The organism is Microbacterium dextranolyticum (genome assembly GCF_016907295.1).
Lineage (GTDB): Bacteria > Actinomycetota > Actinomycetes > Actinomycetales > Microbacteriaceae > Microbacterium > Microbacterium dextranolyticum.
The window spans coordinates 318333-330594 of record NZ_JAFBBR010000001.1; the positions used below are offsets into that span (position 1 = coordinate 318333).

At 69.8% G+C, this 12262-nt stretch carries 10 protein-coding genes and 1 pseudogene; 7 read left to right on the forward strand and 4 right to left on the reverse strand.

Annotated features, from left to right (window positions below; translation table 11 throughout):
* Positions 1 to 178 precede the first annotated feature (178 nt).
* Positions 179 to 865, reverse strand: a complete 687-nt coding sequence (locus tag JOE64_RS01375; protein WP_239531665.1) for a sirohydrochlorin chelatase — start codon at positions 863 to 865, stop codon at positions 179 to 181.
* Positions 866 to 944: 79 nt separating this feature from the next.
* Entirely contained in the window at positions 945 to 1598 is a 654-nt protein-coding gene (locus JOE64_RS01380) for a MarR family winged helix-turn-helix transcriptional regulator (protein WP_204962561.1), read from the reverse strand.
* Positions 1599 to 1728: 130 nt separating this feature from the next.
* On the opposite strand from JOE64_RS01380, the gene JOE64_RS14415 reads away from it, so the two are divergent.
* Together JOE64_RS14415 and JOE64_RS01390 are read left to right on the forward strand one after the other, a co-directional pair.
* Positions 1729 to 2304 (forward strand): MarR family winged helix-turn-helix transcriptional regulator, encoded by a 576-nt coding sequence (locus JOE64_RS14415; RefSeq protein ID WP_239531666.1) that lies wholly within the window; start codon positions 1729 to 1731, stop codon positions 2302 to 2304.
* 85 nt (positions 2305 to 2389) lie between these two features.
* Entirely contained in the window at positions 2390 to 4051 is a 1662-nt protein-coding gene (locus JOE64_RS01390) for a BCCT family transporter (RefSeq protein ID WP_204962562.1), read from the forward strand.
* An 81-nt stretch (positions 4052 to 4132) separates the two neighbouring features.
* Here the strand turns inward: JOE64_RS01390 and JOE64_RS01395 are convergent, their stop codons facing one another.
* Entirely contained in the window at positions 4133 to 5566 is a 1434-nt protein-coding gene (locus JOE64_RS01395; protein ID WP_204962563.1) for an MFS transporter, read from the reverse strand.
* A gap of 105 nt (positions 5567 to 5671) precedes the next feature.
* On the reverse strand, positions 5672 to 6058 hold the full coding sequence (locus JOE64_RS01400; RefSeq protein ID WP_204962564.1) for a DUF3224 domain-containing protein: 387 nt from the start codon (positions 6056 to 6058) through the stop codon (positions 5672 to 5674).
* A 128-nt stretch (positions 6059 to 6186) separates the two neighbouring features.
* Here JOE64_RS01400 and JOE64_RS01405 point away from each other — a divergent pair, with 128 nt between their 5' ends.
* From JOE64_RS01405 to JOE64_RS01425, 5 genes and pseudogenes are all read left to right on the forward strand, one after another.
* The gene (locus tag JOE64_RS01405; protein ID WP_204962565.1) at positions 6187 to 6924 is read left to right on the forward strand and encodes a helix-turn-helix domain-containing protein; all 738 of its coding nucleotides are present in this window, start codon (positions 6187 to 6189) and stop codon (positions 6922 to 6924) included.
* 160 nt (positions 6925 to 7084) lie between these two features.
* On the forward strand, positions 7085 to 8875 hold the full coding sequence (locus JOE64_RS01410) for a DEAD/DEAH box helicase (RefSeq protein WP_204962566.1): 1791 nt from the start codon (positions 7085 to 7087) through the stop codon (positions 8873 to 8875).
* 36 nt (positions 8876 to 8911) lie between these two features.
* Complete coding sequence (locus tag JOE64_RS14740; RefSeq protein ID WP_204962567.1) at positions 8912 to 9502, forward strand: TetR/AcrR family transcriptional regulator; 591 nt, start codon at positions 8912 to 8914, stop codon at positions 9500 to 9502.
* A 214-nt stretch (positions 9503 to 9716) separates the two neighbouring features.
* Positions 9717 to 10853, forward strand: coding sequence for an ornithine cyclodeaminase family protein (locus tag JOE64_RS01420; protein ID WP_204962568.1), 1137 nt, complete (start codon positions 9717 to 9719; stop codon positions 10851 to 10853).
* Positions 10854 to 10949: 96 nt separating this feature from the next.
* Positions 10950 to 12055, forward strand: a pseudogene (locus tag JOE64_RS01425) (FAD-dependent oxidoreductase).
* Positions 12056 to 12262: the final 207 nt, after the last annotated feature.

Sequence of the window (12262 nt, forward strand, 5' to 3'; positions counted from 1 at the left end):
TCAGGAGAGAGTAGGAAGACCGCCGGAGGCGGCATCGCGGTGACCGACATCTCGCGTCATGTGTCGTCATCTGACGACACAATGCGGATGCGACAGCCTGCGATGTGCTGCGCCAGGTGTGCCCGCCTGGGTGCCGCGGGCGCGGAGAGCGCAGACGGGGGAGCGCGCCGAGGCCTCGTCAGGCGGTGCTGCGGAAGCGCGCGACGACCAGATCGACGAGGGCCGCCGCAGGTGGGTCGGCATCGAGCAGCGGTCGGGCGACGATCGCGCCCGGCGCCTCGCGCACGGCGAGGTCATGGAAGTAGCCCGGAGCGAGCAGGTACGTCGCCACGAAGACGCGGTGGCCCCCGGCGGATGCCCGCGCGACCGCTTCTCGCACGCGCGGCTCCGCCGCGGCGAGAAAGGCGATGCGCACGGGGCGCCCCAGGCGCCCGGCGAGCAGACGCGCCGTCTCGCGGCAGTCCTCGTTCGCGCGTTCGTCGCTCGATCCCGCGACGGCGAGGATGATCTCTGCATCCGCCCCGTCGCGGTAGCCGGCCTCGACGAGACGGGCGACGAGCACATCGACGAGCCGATCGTCGGGGCCGAGGGCCGCCGTGATGGTCACGTCGGCGCGGTGGGCGATCGCCCGTCGCAGATCGACGTGGACGTGGTATCCCGCCGACAGCAGCAGCGGCACGAGCGTCACCGGTTCGGCGGTGAGCGCGGAGAGTGCGGCGGCGACGTCGGGCTGCTGGACGTCGACGTGCCCGAGTCGGACGACGGTATCGGGCAGTGCGGTGGTGACCCCCGCGACGAGGGCGGCGACCGCGTGCTGCCCGGCGGCATCCGCCGTTCCGTGAGAGATGCCGAGGAGCGCCGTCATGCGGGCCATTGTCTCGCATGCCCGCAGTCGACGACGGCGCGAGGGAGACCGGGGCCTCCCTCCGTCGAGATGCTCGCGCTCAGGCCGCGTCGGCCTCGCGTCCTCGTGCGAACCCGGCGTCGAAGCCGCGCTCGTACGCGTGCTCGGCGCGGGGGTCATGTCCGTGGCGCTCGCCGCAGCCGCCGTGGCCGGGGCCGAACCCGTGACCGGGCCCGAACCCGTGACCGGGCCCGAACCCGCGAGCGGGGTCGAACCCGTGGCGGCCGGGCCCGAATCCGCGATGCCCGAATCGGTGCGGCATCCGCTCGTCCGGCGTCCCGCCGAACTCGCGGACGAGCGCCTCGAGGCTCGCCTGGGTGGTCGCGAGGTCGTCGTCCGAGACGGCCGTCGAGATGCGCGTGCGGACGCGCTCGGTGGCCTCGTCGAGGCGTGCGGCGGTGGCGCGCCCCTCGTCGGTGAGCGTCCAGGCGCCGTCGTTCTCGGCGACCCAGCCGCGTTCGACGAGGCCGCGCAGCTTCTTTCCGCCGTGGCGGCGGATACGCTCCGCGAGTTCGGGCGGCAGACTCTCCGCGCCGAGCAGGGTCAGCAGGCGCGCGTCGCGACGGCCGATCCCTTCCGCGGTGACGGCGGCCCGCAGCTCGCGGGAGATCAGTCCATGGGCGGCGCGGAGCCAGAATCCGAACGGGCGTGTCGGGGTGTGGGGTGTGTCAGAGGTGTTGTCGTGGGTCTCCATGGGAGAGGTCCTTTCGTGAAGAGATGTGAGGGGCGGTGCGATGACGCTTCGCCGATGCATGTCATTGTGCATGCACATGCAGTATGACATGTAATTTTCTTGCATGTCAAGGTGCATGTAAATTCGTCGTATGACGGATGCCTCCCCACCCGGCTCGGGTTCGCCCGACATCGATGCGATCGCCGCAGCCCTCGCCCGGCTGCGCGGGCGAGGGCGCGGACCGGCAGGGTTCGGCGGGCCCGGAGGATTCGGCGGCCCGGGAGGAGGGGGCGGCCCGCACGGGCACCACGGCCATCGCAGCATGCCGGAGAGGCCGGGCCCGGAGGGACCCGGTCCGTTCGGGTTCGGCGGCGGAGGACGTATGGCCGGCCTCGCCCGCATGCGCATGCTCGAGGCTCTCGCCGGGGCATCCCACGCGCTGAGCGTCAGCGAGATCGGCGAGACGATCGGCGTCGATCAGCCGCGTGCCTCACGCCTCATCCAGCAGGCGGTCGAGCTCGGGCTCGTGCGGCGCGAGGCCGATCCCGATGACGCGCGTCGCACGCGGGTCGCGCTCACTGACGAGGGTGCGCGCCTCGTGAGCGGCTTCCGCGGCCAGCGTCGCGCACACCTCGAACATGCGCTGCAGGACTTCTCCGACGCCGAGCGCGCCGAGCTCGCCAGGCTGCTCACGAAGCTCGCGACGGCGTGGATGCCGGAGCGCTGACCCGCCTCTTACGGTGTGCGCCGTTTCGGCGCAAGGGGGCGTACACGGTTCGATTGCGGGGGAAGCCGGCGGTTAGCCTGGGGCGATGACCGAGATCCAGCCGGCCGCCGATCCGCTCGCCCCTCGGGGCATCTCTCCCTGGGTCTTCTGGCCCGCCGCCGTGGTGGTGGTGGTCATCGCGGGGTTCGCGATGATCTTCCCGGCTGTCGCCGAAGAGACCTTCGCGGAGTTGCAGGCCGCCATCGTCAGCACGTTCAGCTGGTACTACGTGCTCATCGCCGCGTTCTTCGTCGCGTTCGCCCTCGTTCTCGGCTTCAGCCGCTTCGGCGACATCAAGCTCGGCAAGGACGACGACGACCCGGAGTTCTCGCTGGGCGCGTGGTTCTCGCTGCTGTTCGCCGCGGGGATGGGCATCGGTCTCGTCTTCTACGGTGTCAGCGAGCCCCTCAGCCACTTCGTGAACCCGCGACCGGGCGTCACGGGCACCGACGCGCAGCTCGCCCAGAACGCCCTCATCCAGACCTATCTGCACTGGGGTGTGCAAGCGTGGGCCATCTACGTCGTCGTCGGCGTCGCACTCGCTTACGCGATCCACCGTCGGCGCCGGCCCATCTCCATCCGTTGGGCACTCGAGCCGTTGCTCGGAAAGCGCGTGCGCGGCGTCTGGGGCAACGTGATCGACGCCCTCGCCCTCGTCGGCACGATCTTCGGTGTCGCGACCTCGCTCGGGCTCGGCGTTCTGCAGATCGGGGCGGGGTTGGATGCCGCCGGGTTCGGCGCGCCCGACACGTTCACGCAGATCCTCATCATCGGTGTGATCACCGTGTTCGTGCTGGCATCGGTGCTCTCGGGTGTCGCCCGCGGCATGAAGTGGCTCTCGACGTTCAATCTTCTTCTCGCAGGCCTCCTGCTGGTCTTCGTCCTGTTCGCCGGTCAGACCGTCTACCTGCTGCGGGAGTGGGTGCAGTCCATCGGCTCGTATCTGCAGAACTACATCGGGCTGAGCTTCACCGTGAGCGCCTTCCAGGGCGAGGCCGGCGAGCAGTGGCAGGCGGCGTGGACCTCGTTCTACTGGGGCTGGTGGATCTCGTGGGCGCCCTTCGTCGGGATCTTCATCGCGCGGGTGAGCAAGGGACGCACGGTGCGCGAGTTCGTGCTCGGCGTGCTGATCGTTCCGACGCTCGTGGGCATCCTCTGGTTCGCCGTGCTGGGCGGGTCGGCGCTGTATCAAGAGCTGCAGCAGCCCGGATCGATGCTCACGCCCGACGGTGGGGTCAATCTGCAGGGTGCGCTGTTCCAGCTCTTCACCCATCTGCCGGCCGGTCAGGTGCTGACGATCGGCGCGATCATCCTCATCGCGATCTTCTTCGTCACCTCCGCCGACTCCGGCGCGCTCGTCATGGGCATGCTCGCCACGGGCGGCGACGCCGAGCCCCGCCGGTGGATCCGCGTGTTCTTCACTGTCGCGACCTCGGTGCTGGCGGTGGCGCTGCTGCTGGCGGGCGGCCTCACCGCGCTGCAGACGGCGGCGATCACGATCGCGCTGCCGTTCAGCGTCGTGATGCTGCTCATCTGCTGGGCGACCGTCATCGCATTCCGACGCGAGCGCCGCGTCTACGACCGTGCCGAACGTGCGCACCTGGTCGAATACGTCGGCGAGCACTACGGGCTCGACGTCGAATCCGGTAACGAGCAGGGCGTTCGGATGCCGTCGTGGCTGCGGCCGCGACGGTCGTCGCCCCGCTGACCTCGCGCTCCGGCGGGCTCCGGCGGGCTCCGGCGGGCTCCGGCGGGCTGATGGGCGACTCTCGCGGCGGGCCGCTCGCGGTCAGTGTGACGCGTCGGGCGCGGTCCGCGGCGGTGCCGTGACGAAGACGAGCATCACGAACCCGACGGCGAGCACGAGCGCGATCCCCAGAATGCCGTAGAGCGTCTGGTTGGCCGCGAGGGCGATGAACACGCCCCACAGCAGCGAGGCCATCCAGCTCGCGGCGCGCCCCGTGGTCGCGTACAGGCCGAAGACCTCGCCCTCGGTGCCGGCGGGGGTCACGCGCGCGAGGAACGACCGCGACGCCGACTGCGCCGGCCCGACGAAGACGGCCAGGACGATCCCGACGACCCAGAACAGGCCCTTGCCCGCGCCCGCCGCGAAGAAGACCGCGAGGCAGCACAGCACGATCCCGCCGATCGCGACGAGAATCACCCGTTTGGGACCGAAGCGGTCGTCGAGCCGCCCCGCGAAGATGGTCGAGACGCCGGCGACGAGGTTCAGGGCGATGCCGAAGACCACGAGGTCGGTGAATCCGAAGCCGAACACCCGCCCCGCGATGACGGTGCCGAACGTGAAGACCGCCGCGAGGCCGTCGCGGTAGACGGCGGATGCCAGCAGGAACCAGAGCGTCGGGCGGGCGTCGTGCCACAGTCGCCGGATCGAGCGGACGACCTCGGCGTAGCCGGCGAAGAAGCCGACGTCGCGCGAGCCCGTGCCCGCGGGCGGCTCGGGCACCCGCAGGAAGATCGGGATGGAGAAGACGAGGGTCCACACCGTCGCTCCGGCAGCGACGAGCTGGAAGGTGATCGACTGCGTTCCGTCGAGCACGCCCGCGAGGATGAGCCCGACGACGATCGTGAGCGCGATGATCCCGCCGAGATAGCCGAACCCCCAGCCGAGGCCCGACACGCGGCCCACGGTCATCGGCGTCGACACCGACACGAGCAGCGCGTTGTAGTTCGCGCCCGCGATCTCGCTGACGACCGTGCCGAGCGAGATCATCGCCACGCCGAACCAGAACATCGCGGGGATGCCCGGCACGAAGGCCATCGCGAGCTGGCAGGCGATGAGTGCGCCCGTGAAGACCCCGAGCATGAGCTTGCGGCGACCCAGGGCATCCGCTCGCTGCCCGACCACGGGCGCGATCAGGGCGATCAGCAGCCCCGCGATCGTGATCCCCCAGCCGAGGCTCGCATCCAGCGATCCGAGCGACCGGCAGTACTCCGTCGCGGTGTTGGCGGCCGTGTCGCAGTCGATCGCCTTGCCGTCGACGATGCCGCTGCGGGCGACCGCCGGATCGAGGAAGAACGGCGAGACGAGAAAGCTCGGCACCCAGACGAAGGTCAGCAGCACCGAGTTGAACGGCTGCGTCGCCCAGTCCCACAGCGCCCAGGCGAAGACGCGACGGCGCGATCGGGGACCCGCGGAGCCCGCATCGCGCTCCTGAGCGGCGGCCACGGCATCGGGGGCGGGATGATCGGGGAGCGACATGCTCGTCACGGTAAGCGGTCTCGGTGAACGATCGGTGCGCCGCGCCGGAGCGTCGCGCACCGGTCATCCCCTTTCGGGGGAGCTCTCGCAGCTGAACCGGGGCGATCAAGTGAGACGGAGCCGCACCATCACCGTGTGATCGCCATGCGCGGCATCGAGGACCAACTCGCCGGTCACGGTGGTCAAGTCCCCGGTGCCCGACCCCGGGATGACCTCGTACCGCAGGGCCTCCGCACCATCGGCCATCGAGCCGAGCTGCTGGAACGCGATCGTCCCCGTCCGACCATCGATGGAGCCTTCGAACACCTCGATCGCGACGTATCCCGCTGTTCCGCTCGCCGGGTCGCCGGCCGAGAGCATGACGCCAGCCGAGGTGCCCTCGATTCCGCCGGTCCATCTCTTCGTGAAGTCGAACCGGCCGGTGCCGGCAAGCAGCGCGTCCGCCGGGGCGATGTCGATATCGAAGCGTCCAGAAGCCATCACGTCAGTCATGTGTCAAGGATCATGGATGGATGGAGCGACGCCTAGAAGATTCGCGCCAGCACGACGAGGACATGCTGGCCCGCCATGCGAGTCGGGGAGTCCTCTACCCGCACCTCCTGCCGCAGTTCACTCGGAGAATGCCAGATGCGCTGCTTGCGGAGAGAGTGCGCTGGTTCTGGGCCGCATCCTGGCATCTGCCTCACGGCGTTACGTCCGAACAGACGCTGTTGCCCTTCGCCGCAGCCAACCTTGCCGTCGAGCCAACCGACGTCACGCTTTCCGGGCCGAGCGCCAGCACTGTCGCCACCATACTGAAAGGCAGCGGATGGGTGGTCGCGGCGAACCTGCAACCCGCCGCCACTGCCGCTCTCCTGGGCGGCCAGACCGTGATTCCCGACGCCACCCGGATCATCGTCGCGGCTGATCTCATTGCCGAGGTCGCCCAGGTGTTCCACCGCATCGAGGACTTCGACGCCGCCGTGGATGCCACCGTCGCCGCACTGTCGGCGTGGATCGTTCAGCGGGTACCGCCGCCCGGCGACTCAGCGATCAGGGCGAACCGCCTCCTCGCGCTGATCGAGAACGATCCGAACGTCACGACCCTCGGAGAGACCGCAGAAGCACTGCACATCTCCCCACGCACGGCCCAACGCATCGCCCACGACGACATCGGCATGTCGGTCGGCAGGATCATCCGTCGCTCCCGCCTGCAACGCACCCTGCAGCACGCCCGCGAGTCACCCACCGAATCCCTCGCCGCCATCGCCGCTGCGAACGGGTACTCGGATCACTCCCACATGGCCGCCGAGTTGCGAACCATCACTCGCCAGACGGCCACTCAACACCGAGCGGCCGTGCGCGCACCGAACCGCTGAGATGGTGGAGCAGGAGATCGACGGTCGCCGTACAGCCGACGACGACAGGCTGCGGAATCTCGGCGCGAAGCTCTCGCCCGAAACCCCCACCGCCCTCGGTGCGCCGGATCGGAGCGGCGCGTACCGGGTTCGCTCAGCACTCTCCCAGTACCGTGGGGGGATGACCATCGAGAATGCGCCCGACGAGGCGCCGGCGACCCCCACCCTCACGTTCGCCGATCTCGGCCTCGACGACGCGGTGCTCCGCGCCGTGCGCGACGTCGGCTACGAGACGCCGTCCGCAATTCAGGCCGCGACGATCCCGCCGCTGCTGTCGGGCCGCGACGTCCTCGGCACCGCCCAGACCGGCACCGGTAAGACCGCGGCGTTCGCGCTGCCGATCCTGTCGCAGCTGGATCTGTCGCAGAAGACGCCGCAGGCGCTCGTGCTCGCCCCGACGCGCGAGCTCGCCCTGCAGGTGTGCGAGGCCTTCGAGTCGTACGCCGCGCGTCTGAAGGGCGTGCACGTGCTGCCCGTCTACGGCGGCCAGGGCTACGGCCAGCAGCTGTCCGCGCTCCGCCGCGGCGTCCACGTCGTCGTCGGAACGCCCGGCCGCATCATGGACCACCTCGACAAGGGCACCCTCGATCTCTCCGAGCTGCGCTTCCTCGTGCTCGACGAGGCCGACGAGATGCTCAAGATGGGCTTCGCCGAAGACGTCGAGACGATCCTCGCCGACACCCCCGAGGGCAAGCAGGTCGCCCTTTTCTCCGCCACGATGCCCCCGCAGATCCGCCGCCTCGCCGGCACGTATCTGAAGGATGCCGAAGAGATCAACGTCAAGGCGAAGACCTCCACCGCGACCAACATCGCACAGCGCTACCTGATCGTGTCGTACCCGCAGAAGGTGGATGCCCTCACCCGCATCCTCGAGGTCGAGAACTTCGAGGGCATGATCGTCTTCACGCGCACGAAGAACGAGACGGAGACCCTCGCCGAGAAGCTGCGTGCCCGCGGCTACGCGGCAGCGGCGATCAACGGCGACGTTGCCCAGGCCCAGCGTGAGCGGACCGTCAACCAGCTCAAGGACGGCAAACTCGACATCCTCGTCGCCACCGACGTCGCCGCGCGCGGTCTGGATGTCGAGCGCATCAGCCACGTGGTGAACTTCGACCTGCCGATCGACACCGAGTCCTACGTCCATCGCATCGGCCGCACGGGGCGGGCCGGACGCACGGGCGACGCGATCAGCTTCGTCACCCCGCGCGAGCGGCGCATGCTGGCATCTATCGAAAAGGCGACGCGCCAGCCGCTCACCGAGATGTCGCTGCCGACCGCCGAGGACGTCAACGCGACGCGACTGACCCGTTTCGACGATGCGATCACCACCGCCCTCGCCGACACGGAGCGGATCGACCGATTCCGCGACATCATCAACCACTACGTCACGCACCACGACGTGCCCGAAGCCGATGTGGCGGCGGCTCTCGCCGTCGTCGCGCAGGGCGAGACGCCGTTGCTGTTGGATGCCGCGGCCGACGAGCCCGCACGCCGCGACCGCGACCGGTTCGAGCGCGATCGCGACCGTGGGGATGTGGGCAGCGGCTCGGGGGATCGCCCCCGCCGCGAGCGCCGGGGGTCGGGCCCGACGGCGACCTACCGCATCGAGGTGGGGCGTCGGCACAAGGTCGAGCCGCGTCAGATCGTCGGAGCCCTCGCGAACGAGGGCGGCTTCCGCCGCGAGGACTTCGGCGCGATCCAGATCCGCCCCGACTTCTCGCTGGTCGAGCTGCCCGCCGACCTGTCGCGCGAGACGCTGCAGCGCCTGGAGAACACGCGCATCTCGGGCCGGCTGATCGAGATCAAGCCCGATCGCTTCCAGCGCTCCGCGAAGCGCCCCGAGCGCGGCTACGGCGATCGGGACCGCGGCGGCTACGGCGACCGCGACGAGCGGCGCCCGCGCCGGGACTGATCCTCGCGCGAGCACACGAGACGAGGATGACCGGTCGTGCCGAAGATCGTCGACCATGACGCCCGCCGCGCCGAGATCGTGCAGGCGACGTGGCGCGTCATCGCCCGAGACGGCATGGAGGCCACGACCATGCGCGGCCTCGCCGCGGAGCTCGGGATGGCCAACGGGGCACTGGCCGGGTACTTCCCCAACAAGCGGGCGATCCTCGCGTCGGCGTTCCGGCACGTGTTCGACGTCACGAGCCGCCGCTACGCGGACGCGCGAGCGCAGGGGCTGCGCGGCGCGGATGCTCTTCGTGCGTTCCTCGCCGAGCTCTTCCCGCTCGACGAGGAGCGACTGCTGGAGTCGCGGATCGTGATCCCGTTCCTCGAGTACGCCGCGCACGACCGCGAAATGCGAACGTTGTACCGCGAGCTCGTCGGCCAGTGGGAGCGCGAGTTCGAGATCCTCCTCGGGGAGATGCAGGATGCCGGGGAGCTCGCCCCGGGGCTCCATTGCCGCGCCTACGTCGACCACCTTCTGGCGACCGCCAACGGGGTGCAGGCCTCGGCGGTGCTGATGCCCGAGACGGCCACGGCCGAACGTCTGAACGGACTCATCGGCTCACTCCTCGCCGCCGCGCGCTGACACACCGTCGTCACGAAACGCCCCCGCGTGTACCGGGGGCGTTTCGTGATGTAACGCCCATGAAAAATCTCCGCGCGAAGCGCTCTGCGGCGTTGCGCGGCGACGATCCGGATGTCATTTTTGCTCTACCGCTGTAGAGGTAAAGATCCTGCGATTCGCCCGGGGTCGATCCGCCGACCCGACCTCTCGGCCCGACCCGCATCGGAGAACCCGTATGAGCACCGCACCGCAGATCGACTTCCTGTACCTGTCCGAGCCCGACATGATCCGGGCCGGAGTCACCGACATGGCCGCGTGCGTCGACACGATGGAGGAGATGCTGACCCTTCTGCACGCCGGCGACTATCGGATGGCAGGGTCCAACAACGACTCGCATGGCGCCATGGTCGTCTTCCCCGACGAGTCGCCGTTCCCCGCTATGCCGAAGCCGACGGCCGACCGGCGATTCATGGCGATGCCCGCCTACCTGGGCGGCTCGTTCGGCACGAGCGGATGCAAGTGGTACGGCTCGAACATCGCCAACCGCGAGAAGGGTCTGCCCCGCTCGATCCTCATGTTCACGCTCAACGACACCGATACGGGGGCGCCGCTGGCCTTCATGTCGGCCAATCTCCTGTCAGCGTACCGCACGGGAGCGATCCCCGGCGTCGGTGCGCGACACCTCGCCCGCGAGGATGCCGAGGTCGTCGGCATCCTCGGTCCGGGAGTCATGGCGCGCACCTCGCTCGCCGCCTTCCTCGCGGTGCGCCCCGGCATCCGCACCGTCAAGGTCAAGGGGCGCTCGGCGGCGAGCGTCGACGCGTTCCGGGCCTGGGCACTCGCCGAGCACCCGCACCTCGAGATCATCGATGTCGACACGATCGAGGAGGTCGTGCGCGGCAGCGACATCGTGACCTTCTGCACGTCGGGCGAGACCGGCGACCCGTCGACCTACCCGCTCGTGAAGCGCGAGTGGGTGAAGCCCGGCGCGTTCCTCAGCATGCCGGCCAGCGCCGACATCGACGAGGCGATGGAGGGACCTGGCGTGCGCAAGATCGCCGACAACATCGGCCTCTACGAGGCATGGGCCGACGAACTGCCCTCGCCCGCGCACCACCACGTGCCCGTCATCGGCTGCAAGTTCATGGACCTGATCGCCGAGGGGCGCATGGATGCCGCGGACCTCGAGGACCTCGGGGCGATCGCCGCGGGGGTGGTTCCCGGGCGCCGCGACGACGAGGAGATCTCGATTCTCTCGGTCGGGGGCATGCCCGTCGAGGACGTCGCTTGGGGCACCGTGCTCTACCGCCGCGCGGTGGCACAGGGCATCGGCGTGAGCCTCAACCTGTGGGAGACCCCGGCGCTCGCCTGAGCGGCGAGGACCGGACGGGCACGAAGAAGAAAAGGACAGGGAATGTCGCAGACCAGAGTGGATGTCGTCTTCGTCGGGCTCGGGAGCATCGGGGCCATGGCGCTCTGGCGTACCGCGCTCGCGCTGAAGGGTACGGGCAAGACGGCGCTCGGGATCGAGCAGTACGGGCCGCTGCACGCGGCAGGGTCGTACACGGGGGAGTCGCGCCTGTTCCGCGTCGCCGCGAAAGAGGGGCGCTTCTTCACCCCCGCGCTGCTGCGCTCGCGAGAGCTGTGGCACCAGCTCGAAGCCGAGAGCGGGCGGCGCCTGCTGCTCGAAGCCGGCGCCCTGAGTCTCGCCCCGTCGGACCACCCCGACATCGCCAAGACGCTGCAGGCGATCGACGAATTCGACCTCCAGGCCGAGGTGCTGGATGCCGCGGCGCTCCGCTCGCGGTTCCCGCAGTTCGCCATCGAGGACGACGACCTCGGCATCCTCGACCCGCTCGGCGGGGGATCGCGGCCCGAGGCATCCGTGCTCTCGGGAATCGAAGCGGCCGAGCGTCTCGGCGCACAGGTGTGGAGCGGGGTCGAGGTGCAGCGGATCGAGCCGACGGGCGACGGTGTGCGGATCGCCACACCGCGCGGTGAGGTGGTCGCCGACCGGGTGATCGTCACGACCGGGTCGTGGACGACGCGGCTCGTGCCCGAGCTCACCGACCTGGTGACGGTCGCCTCGTACGGTCTCACCTGGCTCGTGCCCCGGCACATCGAGTGGTTCACGCCCGACCGCTTCCCCGGGTTCATGCGCGACCTCGGCGACGTGCACGCGTTCGGAGTGCCACCCTCGACGGTTTCAGCATCAAGATCTGCCCGCACGTGATCCTGCCCGAGGTCGGCGACTACGTCGACCGGTTCACCGAGCTCACCCCCGAGCAGCTGCGCTGGATCGGCGAGCAGGCGCAGAGGATCATCCCCGACCTCGTGCCCGACCCGGTGCGCTGGTCGGTGCATCCCGACTCGCAGACGGCGGCGCGCCTGCCGATCGTCGACACGATCGCCGACGGGGCGATCGTGATCGCTACGGGCATGAGCGGCAACGGCTTCAAGTTCTCGCCGGTGTGGGGCGAAGCCCTCGCCCAGCTCGCCGTCGACGGCCGCAGCGACTGGCAGAACCCCCTGTTCTCGATCGCCGCGCACCGGGAGGGGCGGGCGATCGCCTGACCCGCGCCGGTCGGAGGCGTCGATCCGCGGGTACCCGAAGGGTTCACCCGCGCATTGACGCCTCCGAGCCGTCGGGCGCGCCCGAATGTGGGCCGCGTGAGCGCGGGGGGAGGAAAAGTGGGGGAGGGCGGGGCGGCGTGTGTGAGAAAAGTTGAGCCGATCCATATCAACTTCACTTGACATGCGCATCGAGGGTCGGTAACGTGG